Origin of the sequence: Thermoactinomyces sp. DSM 45891 (assembly GCF_900119485.1) — a bacterium.
Classification (GTDB): Bacteria; Bacillota; Bacilli; order Thermoactinomycetales; family Thermoactinomycetaceae; genus Baia.
The window spans coordinates 258,141-280,325 of record NZ_FPJZ01000001.1; the positions used below are offsets into that span (position 1 = coordinate 258,141).

At 43.7% G+C, this 22,185-nt stretch carries 23 protein-coding genes; 2 read left to right on the plus strand and 21 right to left on the minus strand.

Annotated elements, in window-relative coordinates; all coding sequences use genetic code 11:
• Positions 1–73 precede the first annotated feature (73 nt).
• The 6 genes from BT147_RS01285 to BT147_RS01310 form a co-directional block, all read right to left on the minus strand.
• Positions 74–319 carry a DUF4227 family protein gene (locus BT147_RS01285; protein ID WP_072330110.1) on the minus strand — a complete coding sequence of 82 codons (246 nt, stop codon included), beginning with the start codon at positions 317–319 and terminating at the stop codon, positions 74–76.
• A 58-nt stretch (positions 320–377) separates the two neighbouring features.
• Positions 378–1,493: an alanine dehydrogenase gene (gene ald, locus BT147_RS01290; protein WP_072330112.1), complete on the minus strand. Its 1,116-nt coding sequence runs from the start codon at positions 1,491–1,493 to the stop codon at positions 378–380.
• A 99-nt stretch (positions 1,494–1,592) separates the two neighbouring features.
• A complete protein-coding gene (gene fur / locus BT147_RS01295) occupies positions 1,593–2,072 on the minus strand; it encodes a ferric iron uptake transcriptional regulator (RefSeq protein WP_072330114.1) in 480 nt (159 codons plus the stop codon).
• 91 nt (positions 2,073–2,163) lie between these two features.
• On the minus strand, positions 2,164–2,832 hold the full coding sequence (gene spoIIM, locus BT147_RS01300) for a stage II sporulation protein M (RefSeq protein ID WP_072330116.1): 669 nt from the start codon (positions 2,830–2,832) through the stop codon (positions 2,164–2,166).
• Between the two features lie 163 nt (positions 2,833–2,995).
• A complete protein-coding gene (locus BT147_RS01305; RefSeq protein ID WP_072330118.1) occupies positions 2,996–3,550 on the minus strand; it encodes a hypothetical protein in 555 nt (184 codons plus the stop codon).
• Between the two features lie 112 nt (positions 3,551–3,662).
• Complete coding sequence (locus BT147_RS01310) at positions 3,663–4,205, minus strand: NUDIX domain-containing protein (protein WP_072330120.1); 543 nt, start codon at positions 4,203–4,205, stop codon at positions 3,663–3,665.
• Between the two features lie 125 nt (positions 4,206–4,330).
• On the opposite strand from BT147_RS01310, the gene BT147_RS01315 reads away from it, so the two are divergent.
• A complete protein-coding gene (locus BT147_RS01315; RefSeq protein ID WP_072330122.1) occupies positions 4,331–4,513 on the plus strand; it encodes a hypothetical protein in 183 nt (60 codons plus the stop codon).
• A 42-nt stretch (positions 4,514–4,555) separates the two neighbouring features.
• On the opposite strand, the gene BT147_RS01320 is transcribed toward BT147_RS01315, so the two are convergent.
• The 12 genes from BT147_RS01320 to BT147_RS01375 form a co-directional block, all read right to left on the minus strand.
• On the minus strand, positions 4,556–6,304 hold the full coding sequence (locus tag BT147_RS01320) for an aromatic amino acid hydroxylase (RefSeq protein ID WP_072330124.1): 1,749 nt from the start codon (positions 6,302–6,304) through the stop codon (positions 4,556–4,558).
• 443 nt (positions 6,305–6,747) lie between these two features.
• On the minus strand, positions 6,748–8,184 hold the full coding sequence (locus tag BT147_RS01325) for an aldehyde dehydrogenase family protein (protein WP_072330126.1): 1,437 nt from the start codon (positions 8,182–8,184) through the stop codon (positions 6,748–6,750).
• A gap of 199 nt (positions 8,185–8,383) precedes the next feature.
• Positions 8,384–9,247 carry a dihydrodipicolinate synthase family protein gene (locus tag BT147_RS01330; protein WP_072330128.1) on the minus strand — a complete coding sequence of 288 codons (864 nt, stop codon included), beginning with the start codon at positions 9,245–9,247 and terminating at the stop codon, positions 8,384–8,386.
• Positions 9,248–9,344: 97 nt separating this feature from the next.
• Complete coding sequence (locus BT147_RS01335) at positions 9,345–10,346, minus strand: proline racemase family protein (RefSeq protein ID WP_072330130.1); 1,002 nt, start codon at positions 10,344–10,346, stop codon at positions 9,345–9,347.
• Positions 10,343–11,527, minus strand: a complete 1,185-nt coding sequence (locus tag BT147_RS01340) for an NAD(P)/FAD-dependent oxidoreductase (RefSeq protein ID WP_072330132.1) — start codon at positions 11,525–11,527, stop codon at positions 10,343–10,345. Before BT147_RS01340 ends, BT147_RS01335 begins: the two co-directional genes overlap by 4 nt.
• Before the next feature lie 17 nt (positions 11,528–11,544).
• On the minus strand, positions 11,545–12,768 hold the full coding sequence (locus BT147_RS01345; RefSeq protein ID WP_072330134.1) for an NAD(P)/FAD-dependent oxidoreductase: 1,224 nt from the start codon (positions 12,766–12,768) through the stop codon (positions 11,545–11,547).
• On the minus strand, positions 12,765–13,100 hold the full coding sequence (locus BT147_RS01350) for a (2Fe-2S)-binding protein (RefSeq protein ID WP_502688548.1): 336 nt from the start codon (positions 13,098–13,100) through the stop codon (positions 12,765–12,767). The genes BT147_RS01345 and BT147_RS01350 overlap by 4 nt, the downstream gene beginning before the upstream one ends.
• Positions 13,101–13,367, minus strand: coding sequence for a (2Fe-2S)-binding protein (locus BT147_RS01355; RefSeq protein WP_072330136.1), 267 nt, complete (start codon positions 13,365–13,367; stop codon positions 13,101–13,103).
• 30 nt (positions 13,368–13,397) lie between these two features.
• The gene (locus BT147_RS01360; RefSeq protein WP_072330138.1) at positions 13,398–14,138 is read right to left on the minus strand and encodes a FadR/GntR family transcriptional regulator; all 741 of its coding nucleotides are present in this window, start codon (positions 14,136–14,138) and stop codon (positions 13,398–13,400) included.
• 185 nt (positions 14,139–14,323) lie between these two features.
• Complete coding sequence (locus BT147_RS01365; protein WP_286118972.1) at positions 14,324–15,700, minus strand: M28 family peptidase; 1,377 nt, start codon at positions 15,698–15,700, stop codon at positions 14,324–14,326.
• A gap of 137 nt (positions 15,701–15,837) precedes the next feature.
• A complete protein-coding gene (locus BT147_RS01370) occupies positions 15,838–16,719 on the minus strand; it encodes an alpha-helical endospore appendage domain-containing protein (RefSeq protein ID WP_072330142.1) in 882 nt (293 codons plus the stop codon).
• A 295-nt stretch (positions 16,720–17,014) separates the two neighbouring features.
• A complete protein-coding gene (locus BT147_RS01375) occupies positions 17,015–17,872 on the minus strand; it encodes an SDR family NAD(P)-dependent oxidoreductase (RefSeq protein WP_072330144.1) in 858 nt (285 codons plus the stop codon).
• 121 nt (positions 17,873–17,993) lie between these two features.
• Here BT147_RS01375 and BT147_RS01380 point away from each other — a divergent pair, with 121 nt between their 5' ends.
• Positions 17,994–18,422 (plus strand): MerR family transcriptional regulator, encoded by a 429-nt coding sequence (locus BT147_RS01380; protein ID WP_072330146.1) that lies wholly within the window; start codon positions 17,994–17,996, stop codon positions 18,420–18,422.
• A 7-nt stretch (positions 18,423–18,429) separates the two neighbouring features.
• On the opposite strand, the gene kdpDN is transcribed toward BT147_RS01380, so the two are convergent.
• Genes kdpDN through kdpB form a run of 3 tightly spaced genes read right to left on the minus strand, consistent with a single transcriptional unit; the run spans position 18,430 to position 22,184 of the window.
• Positions 18,430–19,557 (minus strand): KdpD-like non-kinase potassium sensor, encoded by a 1,128-nt coding sequence (gene kdpDN, locus BT147_RS01385; protein WP_072330148.1) that lies wholly within the window; start codon positions 19,555–19,557, stop codon positions 18,430–18,432.
• A 4-nt stretch (positions 19,558–19,561) separates the two neighbouring features.
• A complete protein-coding gene (gene kdpC / locus BT147_RS01390; RefSeq protein WP_072330150.1) occupies positions 19,562–20,128 on the minus strand; it encodes a potassium-transporting ATPase subunit KdpC in 567 nt (188 codons plus the stop codon).
• Positions 20,129–20,147: 19 nt separating this feature from the next.
• The gene (kdpB, locus tag BT147_RS01395; RefSeq protein ID WP_072330152.1) at positions 20,148–22,184 is read right to left on the minus strand and encodes a potassium-transporting ATPase subunit KdpB; all 2,037 of its coding nucleotides are present in this window, start codon (positions 22,182–22,184) and stop codon (positions 20,148–20,150) included.
• Between the last annotated feature and the right edge of the window lies 1 nt (position 22,185).

Sequence of the window (22,185 nt, forward strand, 5' to 3'; positions counted from 1 at the left end):
CCTCTCATATGTTGTTGATAAAAAAGAATCATCCTATTTTGTTAGGATGTTTGCATGGACAATCTTACTATTCTTATTCCCCAATCTCATAAAACCATAACAGGCGCTCTTTGACTAGCTCAGAGAAGGTCGCTTGTGATGTTTGTCTACCATAGTCTGAAAATACCTTTACCGCATCACCGATTGGTTCTTTATAGATCGAATTTGGCTCAAATATCTCGGTAAAAAAGCTCATCACTTGATAGAGAAGAAGGGTGAATAAGACAAATAATAGTAAAAACGTAAACCACTGCCTGATCCGTCTGGTGGATATAATCATAAATAACTCGTCCCCCACCCATTTTTTATCAATGTATGGGTAGGGGAACTGATTTATTCTATAAAACTTCTTCAAGAGGTGTGTAAGTCAAGTTCAAGCTCTCTGCAACTGCTTGATATGTACACTTCCCTCGAATTGTGTTTACGCCCAGTGCGAGTGGTTTACTCTCCGCTAAAGCTCGTCCTACTCCTTTATTGGCGATCTGAAGCCCATAAGGGATTGTTACATTGGTTAACGCGAGAGTTGACGTACGGGGAACCGCACCCGGCATGTTAGCCACTGAGTAATGAACCACTCCATGTTTTACATAAGTTGGTTCACTATGTGTAGTTACACGGTCAATCGTTTCAATGGAACCACCTTGGTCAATAGCAACATCTACGATAACAGAACCTGGCTGCATTTGTTTTACCATCTCTTCGGTCACCAAACGAGGAGCACGACGACCTGGGATGAGTACTGCACCGATAAGTAGATCTGCTTTCTTAACTGCTTCTGCTAGGTTATACGAGTTTGACATCACAGTTCGTAATTTCCCATCAAATTGGTCATCTAGTTGACGGAGACGGTCTGGATTCACATCGAGAATCGTTACATTTGCACCGAGACCCACGGCCATCTTAGCTGCATTAGTACCCACGATTCCTCCGCCTACAATTACTACTTCACCAGGGAGAACTCCTGGTACACCACCTAATAGCACTCCCTTTCCACCATGTGGCTTTTCTAAGAAAGAAGCACCTATTTGTACAGACATACGACCTGCTACTTCACTCATTGGAGTTAATAAAGGAAGAGATCTATTATCTAATTGAATAGTTTCATAAGCAATTGCCGTTACTTTCTTCTCCATGAGTGCCGCTGTTAACTCTGGCTCAGGAGCAAGGTGTAGATATGTAAATAAAACTAACCCTTCACGGAAATAGCCATATTCCGTTGGCTGAGGTTCTTTTACTTTCAAAATCATATCAGAGTTTTCCCAAACTACTTCCGCACTGTCCACAATTTGAGCACCATGGGAAGCATAAGCCTCGTCAGTGAAACCGCTTCCAATTCCTGCATTTTTCTCTACCATAACCGAGTGACCTGCTGTGATAAACGCATCTACTCCACCAGGGGTAATTGCAACCCGGTTCTCGTTATTCTTAATTTCTCTAGGAATCCCTATTCTCATCAATGAACCTCCTTCAGCATCAAACCTATCTTAACACTTTCTAATTGTACTTAAAACCTAAAAATCACCAAAAAGAAGTGAGAGCCATTATATAGCATCTCACGTTACTTTCGAGCCTATTAATTTTTTTGGATCAATTACCTGCCCCTTACAACGATAACAAATTCCGTGGAATGTCAAACGATGGTCCATAATGTGAAAATGGAACTCTCGCTCCACCTGCTGTTCAATAGGTCCTAGTAAATCCTCCATAATTTCATCGACAGAGCCACAATTTAAACACATTAAGTGATGATGGTGATGTTCAGCCCCCTCAGCACGAAACTCATATCGGGTTACACCATCACCAAAATTCAGCTTATGAATGATGTGAAGATCGCTAAGTAGTTCCAACGTACGATAAACTGTCGCAAGCCCAATCTCAGGTGCTTTGTCCTTCACCAACAGGTAAACATCCTCTGCGCTCAAATGGTCGTCTTCATTTTCAAGTAAAACACGCACAGTGGCTTCCCGTTGGGGGGTTAGTTTATAATTGTGGGCGGATAATTGCTGTTTAATTTGATTTACTCGTTTTTCCACATCCACACCCCCCTCAATCTACTCAACATTATATGAGAGATATACAGGAAAAGTCAAACCAACTAAAAGAGATTATCAGGTAATAATTACTTTAAACTGAAGGAAGATGTGGCAACATAGAAGCGATTTCAGGTAGAGACCCTCTCATGATCATCGGAGAAAGGTACGCCTCAACGAGAGAAGAAATCATCATGAGGCAAGCCATCATCACAACCACTCCGCAATAGGAAACAAATTTGGGGTATAGCGAGCCACGATGCGCAATAATATGGTTTTTTACTAAGTCTACGGAGAAATAAACTCCTGCCACAGAGACGATCATCATAGCAGGAATGACAAACAGATTTGTAGGAACAATGGAAACAAAGGCAAACCATAATCCGGTCCATGAAAACTGTTGAACAAGAAAGCCAACTGTAAAGCCGATCACCATTCCTTTGAAGAACAAAAAGAGGCATAAAATCGGAATCCCGATAACAGATAAACCTAATAACCACATCAGACCAATCGTTTTCAAATGCTCTCCGATCGAATGCTGAAGGGCAATTTCGGAATCAGCAATACTCCCTCTCCCTAACTCTTTAAAAAAGTGTCCCAAATAACTAGATAGCCCCGTACGCTGCGTGGCAGTCAACATGTTCACAATCACCGCTCCAAACACAACACCTGTTAAAAATAAGACTACTACAAAAATATAGAGCGATTTCTGACTTTGTACATGGGCTTGAATCGCTTGACTCCAGTAATGTTTTCTTCTCATTCATCCGTCCTCCTCATTCTCTCAAAACAATTCTATGAGAGAGATAAGAGAGATATGATCAATTTACTAGATTCAATCTGGACATGATTAGCCGAATTAAGAAGAACAAATGCGAATTATTGCATTTGTTCTTCTTATGAAAACCGGACTAATATTCTGTTTGTTATGACGAGAAATAATAGTTATGTAACAAAGACCCTGTATAATATGTAAATGCGGCCGCAATCGAACTCATCAGCCCCGGTGCATCCATAGTCGGGGCCCATCCATATGTATGGGCAATCTGCGCAAAAATAAAGGGAAAACCAACTGTAAAAAGCAGGACTACTTTGGCAAACCGGCCACATAGAAATAGGTTTCTCCGATACATCACACCCAAAAGCGCATTAATGGCAAAGATCGCCATAAGTACAAACTCTAATCGAACATCTGCATATGCTTTTCCTAAAAACATAATTCCAAAAAAACAAGCAACGTATACTTGAATCAAAATCATCAAAATACTGACTCGTCTCGTATAAAGTTGATACTTAACCACAATGATATTATTTACAAGTACACAGCAACCTAACCCGATTACCACGGCTGCCCAAAAGTCCGACCAATTATAGATCGACGCTAGTAATACACCAAAGGTTAGCGGCAGTAAAAACAAAATCCAAGAATAAAGCGTATACCGAGTTGCTGTGAGAGGATTGTGTCCTTCTGTGTGATTCATCCACATCACCTCTTCTATCCCTAGTCGCAAAATCGTCATTTAACAGAATAATTTTATTATATCATCATGACTATAGAAAAGTTAAATGGATTCTATTTTCACAGGTTAAAAGTCATGATTGGTGTTGTTGATTCTGCCAAAACAAAATGGCTGCTACTGTCTTCGCATCACAAATATCGCCGTGAGAAATAGCCTGAACACACTGTGGAAGCGTCCACTCCACCAGTTCCACAAACTCATCCTCATCCAGATTTACTTCTCCTGGACTTAACTCATCCGCCTGATAGAGATGAAGATACTCATCGGCAAATCCCGGGGATGTATAGAATGAGACAAGATGCTTCCATTTCCCTGCGCGATAGCCTGTCTCTTCCTCTAGCTCACGCTCTGCACAAACTAGTGGATCTTCTCCAGACTCTCTCTTACCTGCAGGGATTTCATAAATCGTTTTCTCTAGTGGCTTTCGAAATTGACGTACTAAAATGATGCGATCTTCTGGCGTAATGGCCAAAACAGCTACCGCTCCAGGATGCTTTACAATTTCTCTGTTTGAAGTGTTTCCATTTGGCAATTCAACTTGATCTACTTGGAGAGAAATGACTCTACCTTTAAAAATAGATCTAGTTGAAATGGTTTTCTCCTCTAAATTTCTCATGCCATCCAACCTTTCGGCTTTCTTATATTCCTCTATTATACACAAAAATATATTTCAAAAAGGGTATATTTCCTTCGCTTTTAGCGTATCCCGATAGAAAAGACTTTCATTAAGGGTGCGAAAATATGGAGAAAAAAATACTTGCGAACGGCATCCGTCTATCCGGAACCGTACAAGAAATTCGGGATACGCTTCAAGAATGGGGCCACCTTCCGATTACTCTGCAAGAATGGATTGAAGCTCATCATGCCGGGAGACCCCATCTGATCCCGATTCGTTCAAGAAAAGGAACGAGAAAACCCAGCTAACTCACGATTAAGTGGGTCCTGGGTTTTCTTTTCTCTATTTTATTATGTCGTCTGTTTGACGAGGATCGTATGAGGCTCTTGCTCGGCTAATCTGATCCCATTTTCAATTAAGGATTTGTTCTCTACCTGTCTTTCAGATATCTCACTCAACTCTGCTCTCACTTGGCTCTCTAAACTCTTGTCCTCAAAGGCAATGGCTAATTCTAATATCTCTACTCGTAGCAACCAGTCATCTGGATCAACTTGGCGCAGGCGGGACAAAATACTTGTAGCCTCCCACGCTCTTCTCTGCTCTTCTCGTAGATCACGAACATCCTGATAGAGGTCATCCAGATCAGTCCAAACCACCTCAGGTTTATGAACGGTCCATACATCCTGCTCTTCAAAAACAAAACGATCATGATCAGCAGGTCCTGCATAAACAGACACAATCCGCTCTCCCACTGGCATGTCAAAAGTTCCCCATTCAGGTTCAAACAACACTCGATCGCCCCATGTAACCTTACAATCTTTAAAAGAAAGTAGGATCAAACGATCTCTCTGAAACGTCATATTCACTAACGTTCCCTCTACCTCGACTCCGCTCACAAATCTCAAGCTCAACTGACTACCTACCTGCATTCCTAACTCTTCACACTCCACTAAACTCAACTCTTCTAACTGCTTCTCTAATCCCTCGACTCTACCTATTGGAGCCGAAAATCCATGATGATGGACTGCACATCCTTGGCCTGGTAACTCTTCATCCTCAAACGATAGCTGTGTTCCTCCCTCTGTCCGGAGGTAAATCGCTTCCCCTTGCTCATCATAGAGAAGTTCCGTCACGACTCCACTTACTTGTAAACCAGAACTGTATACAGAAGTGGTAACTTGTCCAGAGCGTTGTGCCTTTTCTAAACTTGGTGTCCCACCAACCCGATACGCCATTCGTTCACTATAGAGCTTGATTCCTTCAATTAATTGATCGAAATCCCGACAAACAAACAATTGTGGTTGCGGCTTGGTCACATCAAAATCAGTGTCGATACATACATCTAAATCAAACGGGACTTTCTCCACATCAGACGATAAACAATGTTGCCCTTCACTGATCGAAGAAAGCAATCCAGCCCCGTAGATTTTCGGATGGTTTCGTGTGCCAACCAAACCATATTCAACTGTCCACCAATACAACCTGGAAATCTCAGTCGCCTCGGACCGAACGGTCGCGGCTTTCATCTTCTCAGCATGAACTCTCTCGACTTCAGCGATCATCTCTGGAGTAGAAGCTGGGTCTTCCATGATCTGAGTTAGCTTACGTGTTGCTAAAAACAACTCATGTTCTTCTCGTGAAGAGATCGCCTTGGCTCCAATCTGTCCAAACAACCTCACATACTCCGCAAATTTCGGTTCACTTAAGATGGGAGCATGTCCTCCGGCCTCATGAAGCATATCAGGAGCAGGTGTATAACCAATATGCTTCAGAGTCCGAATTTCAGTCGCAATGGGTAGGAATCCATAACCTTGGAAATCAAAAAATGCCACTCCAGGGATCAATCCATCGATTGTCACTGCTGCTAGTCCAAATGGCTCCAAGCATTTACTCATCTCATCTACACGAGGGATTCGATCGAGGGAAATACCCGACTTCTCCAAGCCATCCTGATAGGATTCATGAGCAAGATCACGAAAAAAATGGTAGTTTTGTCTCATCACATAACGCCAGACCGCCTGATTAATAGGCGTATATAAATCATAATCCTGCTTTGAAACATAAGCTTGTAGATGAGACGGGATTGTTTTCCTCGACATAAATCTCTCTCCTTTTTTTTACAAAATAAAAAAGCTTCCATCCTATAGGGACGAAAAGCTCCGCGGTACCACCCTAATTGGTTATAGCAGATAAGCTACAACCCACTCTTTATGGCATCCACTTGACAAGGGTAATTCACATCTAACATCGCCTAGGTTTGCACCTCCCACCTAGTCTCTAACACTGCTCATGTAAGTTGCTACTGATTCTTGTCGATGCCGCATATTCGCTTTATCACTTGTTTGCTTTTATGTGATAAAGTAACTATACAGTATTAGGAGCAATCGTGCAATAGGAAATTTTTCACATCAATCATGTTTATTCCTTTAATTATTTCGATTAGACATATAATATATCCTTCTTATTAATGTTTTTTTATAACCTACTTTAGTAAGTATGAAAAAATCCAGCTTCATCTTTCTAAGCTGGACCTACATACAACTTAAATGGAATAGCTTATCGCGCATGTTTTCCATTGTGTATAGAAATCGAGAGCAGCTACTCCTTGTTCGCGTGTGTGAGAGCTAGAGAGTTTCATTCCACCAAATGGTGATTGGTATTCGACTCCGGCGGTTTCTTGGTTCACACGGACCATTCCCGCTTCTGCTTCCTCTAGGAAGCGGAACGCGTGATTTACATCTTTTGTAAAGATGGACGCACTTAATCCATAAACCGTTTGATTACATAATTGAATTGCTTCCTCAAAGTCGAGAGCAGGAAGCAGCGTTACCACGGGGCCAAAGATTTCCTCTTGCACGAGTTTATGATCATTCCCTACACCTTTTACGACTAATGGGGGAATATAATAGCCAGATTTTTGTATCGTATTGGCTCCTTCTACCACAACTTCTGCTTCCCGACGAGCCAATTCAACATACGAGTTAACCGTTTGATACTGTTCTCTTGATGCGACTGGTCCTAAATACGCATTTGGATCGAGGGCATCGCTCAACTTTACATTCGATACTCCTTGCCGGAGTGCATCGATAAATGAATTCATAATCCCCTTTTCAACAATGACTCGACTTGTTGCCGTACATTTCTGGCCTGCTGAACGAAAAGCTCCGCTTAAAATCATTGGGATTGTTTTTTCGATATCTGCATCATGTAAAATAATAGCAGCATTTTTACCTCCCATCTCCGTCTGATACTTAATATGGCGCTTAGCGCAAGTAGCCGCAATATGACTTCCCACCATAGAAGATCCCGTAAAGCTGATAGCATCTACATCCATCTTCTCAATCATCTGATTCCCGATTACACTACCTTTTCCAATCACTAGATTAAAAACACCTTCGGGTAGTCCGGCTTGAGCAAAAATTTCGGTTAAGCGAACTGCCGTTAAAGAAGCATATTCCGCGGGTTTCCAGACCACCGTATTCCCACAGATTAATGCAGGAGCAATCTTCCAAATCGGAATCGCTACAGGGAAATTCCACGGTGTAATAATTCCAACTATTCCAAGTGGAACCCGTTTCGAATACTGCACCACATCTGTTTGTATTGACGGAATTAACTGCCCATGGGTCCTTACTCCCTCCCCGGCGTAGTACCTAAGTAAATGCACACCCCGCATCACTTCCATCTTCATCTCCGTGATCGGCTTCCCCATCTCCTGACTGGCTAATTGAGCAACTTCTTCCGAATGACTCTGCAACAGGCCTGCCATTTTATACAGGAACTCTCCCCTAGCAGAACCCGTTAACTTTGCCCATCCTTTCGAAGCTCTCCTCGCCGCTTCCCCTGCTTGTAACACATGTGATCCATCAGAGAAGGTTATCGTCCCCACTTCTATCTCCGTATGCGAAGGATTTTTCACAACCACCTTCTCCCCCACCGGCTCAATCCATTCCCCACCAATCCAATTTCGACTCTCCACCTTATCTCCTCCTGTAAACCGTAGCGGCATTTTCACAAGAATAAAGAAGCACTTCTACTTAAGGTATAGCTTGCATTCAAGATAGACTAGGGGTAGTGTGTATGACCACTGCGATGTTAGCGATCTGTAGTCATACACATGCCCCGGCACATCCTATATCTGGATAATCAGCACCTAATACACATCAGCTAACATTCACTCAAATACATTGACTCGCCTTTTCGATACTTTCCTTCTCTTCACTCGTTAGATCTAGGCGCGGAGCACGAGCCTTACCCACTGGTCTTCCTACCAATTCCAGCGCATATTTGATCGATTGAACTAAGCGCGGAGTGGAGTCATACCGAAAAAGAGGTAGCAAACGACGATATAATTGTGTGGCTTCCGCAACTTTTCCGTTAATTGCAAAATCAAACAATTCAACGCTTTCTTTCGGATGTGAATTAGTAAAGCCAGCAATCCAACCGGTGGCGCCTGCCAACAAGCCTTCTAAAGCCAAATCATCAGCGCCTGCCAAAACCTCCAAATCGGTCTTCTCATATATCTCATGAATCCGGCGTATATCCCCGGAGAATTCTTTCACAGCGACAACATGTTCAAGCTTACAAAGCTCTGCCAATAAATCAGGGGTTAAATCGACTTTTGTATCAAATGGGTTATTGTAGGCAATAATCGGTAGACCTACGTCCGACAGAGAGCGATAAAAGGAAATCACTTCCGACCGAGTTGGATTATAGTTGATCGGCGGCAAAGCCATGATTCCGCTTGCGCCTATCCTCTTCGCATGTTCTGCCCAGCCAACTGCTTTTTGCGTAGACGGAGCACCTGTGCCCACCACTACAGGAACACGACCCGCGGCCATCTCAACAACCGTCTCCACTACCTTGGCTCGCTCTTCATCATCCAAAGCAGCATACTCTCCTACTGATCCAACTGGTACCAATCCATGAACACCATTTTGAATTAACCAGTCAGCATGCTCTCTCAATCGATCGTAGTCCACCTTCATCGAATCTGTAAAAGGGGTCACAATCGCCACATAGATGCCGTAAAATCGTTTCATTACACTTTCCCCCTGTATTTAGTATGTGAACATGATGGCAAATCCGACAGCTTCCTATAGCCTAGAAATGCCTCACCCCCTTTCCTACCTCTCATAATCAAAGGATCAAAAAACCATCCAAAAGCGGATCACTCGGATCAATCACAAACTGATGAAAACCCGTAACCCATGCAGATCCAGAAATCTGCGGGATCACCGCTGGAAGATCACCTACTGTCGTTTCAGCAAGCACTTCGGCATAAAAGAGAGAACCCACGATGCTCTCATGTACGAACTCTTGATCCAGTGCCAGTTCTCCTTTGGCAAATAACGTTGCAACCTTCGCAGAAGTCCCTGTTCCACATGGCGAACGATCAATTCCACCCGGCGGAATCACCACCGTATTTCGGCAATCAGCCTCTGGAGATACAGGATCAGCATAGAACTCCACGTGTGTAAGCCCACGAATCACGGGAATCTCAGGATGAACGACCTCAATCTGTTCATTTATCGCATCCCGAATTCGAATCGCTTTCTGGACAATATCAGCCGCATATTCGGTCACAAGCTCTAATCCGACTTGCTGTGCATCTACCAAAGCATAAAAATTGCCACCGTATGCAATGTCACACGTTACTTCTCCTAAACCATCCACCGAAACACAGACCTCTCGTTTGTATAGGAAAGAAGGGATATTCGTAAATGTAACCCGCTTTACTTTTCCGTCTTCTATTAAAAGCTTTGCTTCTACTAACCCAGCAGGTGTGTCCAAACGCAAGGTAGTTTGATCCGCTGGAAAGATTCCCGCTTCCACTAACGCCGTACATACACCAATCGTGTCATGACCACACATCGGAAGATATCCACCCGTCTCAATAAATACAACGCCAATATCCGCTGTAGGATCACAAGGTTCTGTCAAGATACACCCTGACATCACACTATGTCCACGTGGTTCATACATGAGAAGACGCCTGAAATCATCGTAATTCTCTTTCATATAAACCATTTTTTCTGTCATCGTATTGCCTATTAACTTAGGTGCGCCGCTCGTAACAGTACGAGTTGGATTTCCGCCCGTATGTGTATCAATCGTCGAAATTAATTTTGAAATCCTCATCTTTTTCCAGCTTCCTTTTTAAATCGATTATAGTGTAGCGGCTCTATTGAAATCGTTGTCTCTTGACCTGTAATACATTCACTCATCACTTTGCCAGTAATCGCAGCGAGACTAATCCCATCCCCTTCATGGCCAGCGGCGATATAAAATCCAGGAACCTCTTCCACTGGCGACACAATCGGCAAATGATCAGGAGTCCACGGACGAAGCCCACAGTAGCTCCGCAGGACAGGGATATCCTTCATCGCAGGAAAGAATCGAATCGCCCTTCTTGCGATACAACGAATTACATCTACGTTAATTTTCATATCAAATCCCACAAATTCGCGACTACTTCCGATCAGAAAATTCTGAGAGGCTGTCGGTTCAAATACCAGGGCAACACCATATTGCTCCGTTCGTTTATCTACTTTTCTCTCTTTGCCAAACTTGCTCATCAGATAACTAAATTCCATCACTTTTCTCGTCCCAATACTCTCTGTTCGAGAAGAGACTAAAATATGCCCTTTTCGCGGCTCCACCGGGATCTCAATCCCTACCATCTGAGCAATGGGCTTGGACCACACACCCGCGGCATTCACAACATGCTTGGTTCTAATCAATCCATTTGATGTTTCCACCCCTGCCACAGCTCCATATGAATCTAAACGAATCCCTGTCACCCATGTATGCGTTTTCAATCTAGCGCCTAGCCGCTGAGCAGTAACAGCTAATGAATACGTAAATAACACCGGGTTTACCGTAGAATCAGTAGCACACTCTAATCCACCGTGGATATCGTCCGCCATGTGCTTCCATTCGCTTCGAATCTCACCTCGATCGAGCATCCGAAAGGGTAGTCCTGCCTCCTTTTGCCGATTTACCCACATTTCCGCCGCTTCCATCTCTTCTTCCGACTCACAAACCAAAATACTACCAGGTGCCCGATATTCAAACTCCTCATCTAACTCAAACACCAATTGAGATACTAATTTTTGTGACTCCAGCGACATTTGGCTATCAAAACCGGGTTCCTTGTCGATCGCTAAAATATTACCATCGCATTTCGAAGAAGTTCCTCCTGCGATCTCTCCTTTTTCTAAGACCACGACATCAGACCCAAGTTTCGCTAGATAGTAAGCAGTAGCCATCCCTATAATGCCACCACCAATAATTACGACATCCGCATTCTCCGTTTTCATCCAAGTCTCACCTCCACTTACATCCAATGATCAAATAGCTCGTAGATCCGCTTCCTAGCGCCATCTATCTCCGGATGGAATTGGATCATCGCAGAATTCCGTACCTCTTTTACCTCGTCAATCGCATCTAGCAATTTCGGTTCCTCTTCACAAGCAAACCATCCATCATCATACGAGATAGAGTGTGCTGCCAAACGCCCCTGAGCCATGGCTACTTGCGCTCCCTCTACCCCTGTTATATTTCCTGCTACATAGAGATTGGGCAAGGTTGTTTTCATTCTTTCATTATGAATAGGGATATTACCGCCTAATTCCGGTACATAGAGAAAAGGACAACCTGCCAACGCCGCCAGCTCAGCTAACGGATACAGACCTCCTGCTATCGCAACGAAATCAACCTTGATCTCCCTCTGGCTATCTTCTATGATTTCTCCACTACTCGTCACATCGGCTACGACAACCGACTCTACTTGGTCTACTCCTTGAATGGAAACAAGTGCCGTTCGCAACTGTAGAGGCAGATCCCACACTTTGATCCCCTTTTTAGGAAAACAAGAGGCTAGCAATCGACTCAACTTCATTTTCTGTGCCAGCTTTCCACCTAACCGCATCCACAGAGCTGGCGCCGCATCCGATATCCTTGTTAAAAGTTCAATCGCGGCAACGGGAGTCGTCTCCTCCGTCACAAATAAATCACTAGGTGGTAACGCGATCCCCTCTATCTCAATGCCTGCTACCGCTAATTCTCTAGCAATTGCAAGGGACAACACATTTACACCCACGATATACCCCTTCTCGCCCGGCTTGACTTGATGGACATTTGCCATCACTTGGGCTGCCCCGATCGACATTACTCCTGGAAGTGTCCAGCCCGAGACAGGAACGGGAATCTCAGCCGCACCCGTTGCCAGTAGTAAGTATTTCGTATGGATGTCTCCCTTAGAAGTAAGTACCTTCCAACCTCCAGGAAGTAACTCTAGTCCATACACCGAAACACCGCTCTGAATTGTAACCCCTGCTAAGACATTTTGTGCAATGAGATCAGCGGCGACTGTTTTGCCAACCCACCACGAACGGTCTCTTTCTTCATGAAACTGCCCTAACAAGCGTCCACCAGGCTCAGGGAATTCATCGATGATCATAACCCGAAAATCACGATCCGCCGAGATCGTAGCCGCGGCTGACAATCCTGCCGGACCCGCACCCACAATCAGTAGATCGATTTGCTGTATTCCATTCATGAATCCACCCTCCCGGTAATCTCATTGGGAAGCCTGCTTCCTTCTCGAATCTCCATTCCTTCTTGCAAAGGGGTAAGACATGCCCGTACTTGCCCTTTTCCAATCAACTGAACACGACACTCCATACAGTGACCAATCCCACAATAAAGTCCACGAGCCGATCCTGATTCCTCATGTCTACGTAAAACCCGAATGTGATTTGCAAGCAATGCTACGGCAATCGGCTCCCCTTCTAGCCCTTGTAACATCTCACCATTATAAGTAAATGAGATCACTTTCTTATTCATCTCTCCCAAAAGAGGGTGATGACTAATGCGAAGAGGTTTTCCCACTTATTCTCCACCTGCCAATTCTCCAAAAGTAACAAGCCTTATCGGGGCTCGATAAGATAATGGTTCGACTCCTTTATCAGCACAAGGATCTTTCTTACTAAGCCACAGATTTACCAACTGACGACACACTCTTCCCTGACAAGCTCCCATCGTAGCTCTCGTTTTCATCTTCAACTGACGAGACGTGATCGCACCTGAGACATAGGCATCCTCTAATTGTTCTACTGTTACTTCCTCACATCTGCAAACAATGAACTCTTCCTTCACATGCTCACCCCACTGTTACCCGTTTGCCCATTAATTAAATTTGCTAATATTCCGTTCAATATGATTCGCCATCCGCTTTTGTGCTAATTCGGCGTTCCCCTCACCAATCGCTTCGGCAATCCCCATCAAATCTGATGCCTGCTGTTCACGCCAAGCAACATCATCAATTTTCTCTAGCATTAAAGAAGTTTTACGGAGCACGCCATGAATCGCCAACATGATCGCCACCCGAATCTGATTACGAGAAGCCTGAGCTACTTCTTCATGAAAGGCCAAATCTAGTTCTATAAACTTCTCCCATGGCACCTCACTTGAATGCGCCACTTCCTTTATTTTGTTTGCAATTGACACTAATTGCTCTACTTGTTTCGTCGTGGCTCGTTGTGCAGCCCAATACGCCATTTCTGCTTCAAATGTTTGCCGAAACTCTACTAACTCGCTAATCGTAGCACCACGAAAGCGTAGCAATGCAGCGAGTGCCTTCCCTACATGATCCGGCTTAGGCTCCGCCACAAAAATACCGCCATAAACCCCTCGACGCACCTCTACTACTCCAATCGCTTCTAATGAACGAATGGCTTCTCGTACAGTAGGACGGCTCACTCCAAAGAGACTACCCAATTCCCTCTCATTTGGCAAACGATCCCCATCCTTTAAATGCCCTTGCAAAATCGCTTCCTTAATCTGCATCGCGATATCTTCAAAGCCACGCCCTGGACGAACTTCCGAAAAAAATGGATGCCGATCGCCAATATCTGTATCAAATTGCATCTTCTTCTCAACCCCACAAGCATAAATAGTAAATCATCTAAAGGTATTACCTTTCTTCAACCTCATTTTATCAAAAGATGCTTCACGGAACAATTAATTATCTTAGTTTTATATATAAAAATTTATATTTACATAAAAGAAAAAGCACCAGATCCATCCAGAGTCTGATGCTTTCCCAACTTACCTTATTTTGTTACCAAGTTCACACCGTGATCGTGATGAGTTTGTTTCACCTGGATTTCATTTAGAGACTGCATTTGTCCCTTCGCTGGTGCTCCCGAATTGTTATTCGCGATATCGAGAACTAAGTTCGTGACAAGTGTTCCCACATTTTTCAGGTTGGGCTTCTGGATTTTATCTAACGTGTCTTGGTCACTGTGGTAGTATGGATCTTCACTTACATGCAAGAAGGCTACAGGGATGCCCAGTGGTTCAAAAGAAGCATGGTCGCTTCTAGTAGAAAATCCTCTAATTGGGGTAATCTGTAATTCTTCTGCTTTCTCGACTGCCAAGTCTGCTACAAAGGATTGCGCATTCGCAGAAGCAGTCAACACATTCACCTTATCGCCAACACCAACCATATCCATGTTGATCATTCCCGAAATATTCGCAGTTTCTTCTGGTTTTAGCGACTGTGCATAAAACTCAGATCCAATCAATCCAGCTTCTTCCGCACCAAACGCGATAAATCTTACATTCATGTCTAACTTCTTCTGAGAAGCTAGACGTGCTACTTCTAACATCGTAGCTGTTCCAGAAGCATTATCATTAGCCGCTGCTGAGTCAACTCCATCATAATGTGCGCCCACTACAAGGGTCTTCGCCTTTCTGGTATTTTTCGCCTTGTAAGTACCGATCACATTTTGTGAGTACGTATTGATCACTTTGGTGTCCGCCTTCATTGTCGTCGTTACCTTTTGGCCACTACTTAGCAAATTGGTCAAAAGAGCACCATCTGTATCCGTAAGACCAATTGCAGGGATGCTTGTTTGCTGTCCGAGTGTTCCACCTAACTTACCCGTGGTGTTATTAAAGATCACAACCCCAATCGCTCCTGCTTTCGCCGCATTTTGTGTTTTATCGTAGAAAGTAAGGTTTCCACGCTTGATCAGAGCGATCTTTCCTTTGACATCTACAGAAGCAAAGTCACTCTCTGCTCCCAACCCAGCATATACTAAATCTGCAGTAAGCCCTTTAGCTGGTGTACTCGGAGAATAGGTTAGGGGAGTTGTCTCAAACGATTTATTCTCAGGTTGACTAACCGTTAATGCTGCTCCACGACTCTCAAAGCGGGTAAACGGAAATCTCTGCATCTTTACATCAAAGCCTAATTTTTTAAAGCGTTGTGCGATCACCTTCGCTGCTTGATGCTCACCTGGAGTCCCTGCCATACGAGCATCATCCTTACTTGCCATCCAAGCAATATCACGATAAATTCGCTCCTCAGAAACACGAGGTTTAGCATGCCTTTTTTCTTGCACAGGAACTCCTGAAGCAAACGCAGTTGTAAAGACCAACGGGATCGAGAGCATGAGCCCCATCGCTGTCTTGGGGACCGCCATCTTCAATATAATTCCTCCTCAAATAAATATATTTTAAATATTTTTACATTTTCATTTATTCTATCTATGTACTATGTAATCCTTCTTAAATAGAGGAAAACAGCGAAAAAAAACCCCCTTCTTTTGAAGGGGGACCCTTATGTTACTTTCAATACCGCTATATTTACTAAACCATCCTCTATAGTAAGAGTTTGACCTGTTACACCAATAAGATTTATTTGTGCAGTAAGAACTTGACTCGGCAGGGAAATAGGAGTCACTACATGAACAGAGCCATCTGCATTTTGGCTAGGACCATATACAATTGACTGTGCAGTCGGGATTAAGACTCCATCCAAGTACAACTCAAACCTTCCACTATCATCGGTTCCAGCCAGAGAACGTCCAGAAAACGAAGAATTAATTAAATAATTATGACCCCCTTCTAGGGTAATTCCTGCAACACCAGGTGTAATAGTAATACCAGATCCACCAAAAGATACTACATCCCACGTAACTCCAGTATTCGAATTAGCTGGATAATCAGATATACTACTAAGCCCGTTCGCAAATCCTGAAGACACAGAGCCAGTAGGACCAGTGGGACCTTGTGGACCTGTAACACCTTGTGGGCCCGTATCACCTTGTGGACCTGATGGGCCAATAGGGCCTTGGAAACCTTGTGGACCTGGAGCACCCGGTGGACCAGCAGGGCCTTGTGGGCCTGCATTCAGCGAACCACCTGCCGAATCCAAGACATTCTCTAGCTTCTCATTTAAGATCCATTCTTTCTTAGCTATCACGTTAATGGTATCTTGAACACTTTGGTTGATCGCCAAAAGATCAGTAAGAGTAGGATTAAGCGCTGACGAAATCCCTGGGAGTGTTCCGAGCACGTACTGCAATTTCTCTCCTTCTGCATTAATAATATGACTCAATCCTAGTTCTTCTAGAGCAATCGAAGATAAAAGTAAATTAATCGCATCGTCTCGAGTCACAGAAATATTAGGACTTACATTTGGTATATTGGGATAAGACATATTACTCACCTCCTGACGAAATCTGCTCCCTTTTCAATATATTTTAGTCCAGCTTATTTAGTGCACAGAGATTTTGTTACGAAAATACCCATCTATTCGGTGAAAATCTTGTACTTATAGGAAGAAACAGTAACTGTGCGGTGATTTCAGTTAGCCCAAATTACAAACCAACTATTACCTACGGATCGAAAGCCCATCATGTAATAAAATCTTTCTGTTAAATTCATCGTATGTGCCTTTTTCTGAAATGCTCCCTTCATTTACACAAAGATAAAAGCCTGATTTAAGATTGAAATCAAGACTTAGTTTCAAGAAAATCTTCTACATAAATTGCATGAACTCTTTCCAGAACACTCTTTGCTTGGACACTATATTTTAATCCCGTAATCCGACCTTTAAGTAGAAACACACCTGTATCATCTCGATGCTTTCCGAAAGCTCCTTCATATAGTTGATTCGCACCGTGAGTAGGCGGTGCGTAAAAGAATTTCATAAATGGTTCGATCCATATGGGCAGTCCTGATTTTCTTCCTTTTCGTAGTGTATTGTTACCGCCCGGATCCACACTACGAATCTGAATACCCTCTTTGGCAAGTTGCAGGGCGATCGCTTCAGTCCACAGAGAGAGAGCCAGTTTGGATGTGGCGTAAGGGCCTAGCAGTTTTCGAAAAGTTTTAGGACGTTCTAGGGTTTCGATCGTAAACTCTTTCGCAAATTGTATGATGGCAGAGGAGGTATTAATCACGGTTTTGAGATGACCGTTTTGTAAAAGTTCCTTTAATTCCATCAAGATGATGTACGGAACCACGGTCATCAGTTCATAATGGCTCTCGCGCCCTTGTTTGGTGTAGCTGAGTTCGTGGAAAGTCCTACCCGCGTTGTTGAACAAAATATCGATTCTCTGTTCCTTCCCTTTAATCGCTTCTAGGGTCCTTCTTAAGCTGTCATAATCTGTGAGATCTGTCGTTTTATAAAGGCGAAGTGATCCATTCTTAGTCGCTTTTTGGATTTCCATATCCTCTTCCGGGAACTCAGAACGGTTTAATGCTACCACCTGCCAGCCCTCCGACAGTAATTTCCGAGTCAATTCCAATCCAATTCCGGCATTTGCGCCCGTAATGAGTGCGATATTTTCACGTTGACTTGTTTTCATCATAGCTCCCCCTCGTAATAGACTGTGCACAGTGTATAACTTGGAGTCGACTTCAAGTCAAGATGCGAAAACATACATTTTTTCCAATGAGTAAAGAGATTGACTTGGAGCTAACTCCAAGATGTATAATTCACAAAAAGTATTGTCTTGGGAGGAATTCGTTCACGTGACAGAGTCTATTTTTACAATTAAACAAACTGCTGATCAAACTGGCATTTCTAAGGATACAATCCGTTATTACGAAAAGATCTCATTGCTACCTCGTGCAGATCGAAAAGATAACGGACATCGTATCTATCGGCAAAAGGACATTGATACAATCCATTTGATTACCTGCATGAAAAAAACAGGGATGTCACTAGAGGAGATGCGACCGTTCTTAGCAGTCCCAACCGATATGGACCCAGCAGAATTTCCTGAGTTGGTGGAAAGCTTAAAGAGGCATAGAGAAACGATCATTAGCCAGATATCCTCATTGCAACAAGTCGTTAATTTTATCGATATGAAGCTAGCTGAGGGAAGATATCGTCGGGACTCCTCGGATCAATAACGAACAACTAGCGATCCGACACAATCAACACATCCACATATTGCAGTTGTTGCATAATCACATTAATAATCGAGCCTTTCCAGATCTCTTCCCACCGAGTGCGTGCGGACATCCCCATAATAATCTGGGTAATTTTATACTGACGGCAAACCTCTACCATTTGTTGAGCTACTTTTCTTGATCTTGCTTTTTGGAGGATAAACGTAGCACCAAACTGCTCAGCGAGTTGCTTCCATTCTTCAATCGATTTTGGGTCTGATTCATGCGAGCTGATATGTAGAATGTAGAGTTCTGCATTTAAACGATTGGCAATACGAGCCCCCCTGCGAATCAATTTTTCCGCCTTAGGGCCATATTGGATACAAACTAAAATTTTCTCGTGTACACCAGATGGTTCTTCAATTCCAAGCTCCGTTCTCTCTTTTTCTAATCGTAAATCAATGTCATCTGCTACTTCTCGTAAAGATAACTCCCGTAGTGCGACTAGATTCCCCCTACGGAAGAAGTTGTTAAGAGATTGTTCGATTTTATCTTTGTTGTATACGTTTCCTTCCTGAATCCGAGCTCGCAAGGTTTCTGGACTCACATCCACAACTTCTACTTCATCTGCTTCACGCAACATAGAGTCAGGGACTCGTTCGTTCACTCGCACCCCTGTAATTTGCCCAACAATATCTCGAACACTTTCTAAATGCTGGATATTCATAGCAGTCCATACGTGAATGCCTGCTTCTAATATCTCGTGTATATCTTCATACCGCTTCTTGTTTTTCGATCCGGGCACATTCGTATGCGCTAGTTCATCAACAATAACCACATCTGGATTACGCTTGATAATCGCTGCCACATCTAATTCTTTAAGCTCTTTTCCTTTGTAAAGAATGGTTTGTTTCGCGATGATTTCGAGGTCCTTTACTTCAGCGGTGGTGGTCTTACGTCCATGGGCTTCGATTAGCCCAACTATGATATCTACACCTTTAGCCCTATGGTCATGCGCGTCTCGTAGCATGTGAAACGTCTTTCCAACACCGGGTGCCGCCCCAATATAAATCTTGAGGCGACCCTTCTTCATTTTCTCGATCTTTTGTAGAATTTCTTCTGGGCTTAAACGCTTATATTCTCTATCATTCTGCATTCAATCACGCCTTAGCTTGGATCAATTTATGAAGATCCAGATTTAACTTGAATACATTGACTCGCGACTCACCAAACACACCGAGAGTTCTGCCTTCCACGTGCTTCTCCACTAGGTCCTCTAATTGTTGATTGGACAACCCCGTTGCTTTAGCCACAGCCGGGATTTGAAAACGAGCAGCATCTGGGCTAATATGTGGATCTAATCCAGATCCAGAGTTCGTAATTAAATCTAGCGGAACATCGCCTACGGACTTCCCGGGGTTTTGTGCTAACCACTTCTCTGCTTCTTTCTTTGTTCTTTTGATCATTTCCTCATTCGAGGGGGCGTAGTTCGGGGTGCCTGATGCAGCCCCGTCATATTTGATAGAAGAAATACGTCCATGGAAATACTGTGGACTTTCGAACGATTGCCCGATTAGCTCGGAGCCTATTGCTTGTTTTTGATCGTTATAAACGATACTCCCATTGGCTCGACTAGGGAAAATAAGCTGAGAAATCCCCGTCATAGCAAGAGGATAACCCAGACCTAGAATGACTATCATGACCACGGCTAAACGAAACACTTTCATCTCAGATTCCTCCTGTGTGTTATACAATCAATCCGACAGCAAGGTCGATCAGCTTAATCCCGATAAATGGGGCGATCACGCCACCTAAGCCGTATATGAGTAAATTACGACGTAACAGCGCAGCAGCAGGCATCGGTTTATACGCAATTCCCTTCATCGCTAGAGGGATAAGCAAGGGAATGATAATCGCATTAAAAATCAAGGCAGATAAAATGGCACTCGTAGGCGAATTCAGATTCATGAAGTTTAATGCTTCCATCTGTGGAATCGCCACGGTAAACATAGCAGGTAATATCGCAAAGTATTTGGCAATATCGTTGGCAATACTGAACGTTGTTAACGCTCCACGGGTCATCAATAGCTGTTTACCAATAGAAACGACTTCGATAATTTTCGTAGGATCAGAGTCCAAATCTACCATATTGGCCGCTTCTTTCGCCGCAATGGTTCCACTATTCATCGCTAATCCTACATCTGCCTGTGCTAGAGCAGGTGCATCGTTCGTACCGTCACCTGTCATGGCTACCAATTTCCCTTGTGCTTGTTCATCACGAATCACTCGAATTTTATCTTCCGGTGTACTTTCTGCAATAAAGTCGTCTACCCCTGCTTCTTTGGCAATCGTTGCCGCAGTTAATGGGTTGTCCCCTGTACACATGATGGTTTTAATCCCCATCTTGCGTAACTCGTCAAATCGCTCTTTCATCCCCGGTTTCACGGTATCTTTCAAGTAGATAAGCCCAACAATATTGCTCCCGACCGAAACGGCAAGGGGGGTACCACCCAGTCCAGCAATCTGATCGCTTTTTTCTTTTAGATCAGCTGGAACTTCTCCGCCTAATTCCTGAACATATTTCTGGATTGAATCAACGGCACCTTTGCGGTATATAGCACCATTTACATCCATCCCACTCATTCGGGTTTCCGCCGTGAATGGAATAAATTCTGCTTGCTCGTAAGGAGCAGGATCTACTGCGAAACCTTGATTTTTAGCTAATTCAAGGACAGAACGTCCCTCTGGAGTCTCATCCTTTAAGGAGGAGAGTACCGCCGCTCCTCTTGCTTCTGACTCTGTAGCAGAGCCAACTGGAGTAAACTGCGCGGCCATCCGGTTTCCGAAGGTGATGGTTCCTGTTTTATCGAGAATCATGGTGTTAATATCACCCGCCGCCTCGACCGCTTTTCCTGACATAGCGAGAACGTTAAATCGAGTTACACGATCCATTCCCGCAATCCCAATCGCTGAGAGAAGCCCACCAATCGTGGTGGGGATCAAACAGACGAGCAAGGCAATCAATGTGGCAACCTGTAAGGTAACACCTACATAACCAGCAATCGGTAATAAGGTAACGACGACTATGAGAAAGATTAACGTCAAGGTAATCAACAACGTGTTCAAGGCGAGTTCATTTGGTGTTTTTTGACGAGACGCCCCTTCGACTAAGGAAATCATCTTATCAAGGAATGATTCGCCTGGATCAGCTGTAATTCGTACCGTGATGGAGTCACTCACTACCTTGGTTCCGCCTGTGACAGAGCTAAAGTCACCACCTGCTTCTTTAATTACAGGGGCTGATTCGCCTGTAATCGCGGATTCATCAATCGAAGCTAACCCCTCCATGATCTCCCCATCTCCGGGAACCAAATCCCCTGTTTCAACTACTACCACATCGCCTTTTCGTAATACAGTAGATGAAACCTTCTCGACTTCACCTTTCTCATTCAGCCGTTTCGCTACAGTATCTGCCTTGGTTTTTTTCAGGGAATCTGCTTGTGCTTTCCCTCTACCTTCAGCAAGTGCTTCTGCAAAGTTGGCAAATAAAATCGTGAAGAATAGAATGACAAACACCGCAATGGTGTAGCCCATCTGATTTTGTACTCCAAAATAATCGGGCATCAGTAGCATCAACAGAGTAATGAATGTCCCTACTTCTACCACAAACATAACGGGATTTCGCATCATGATAAATGGATTCAATTTTTTAAAGCTATCTCGTAACGCTTGACGAACAATCGGTCCTTGAAACATCGATTGATTTTTCGTTTGCGAATTCATT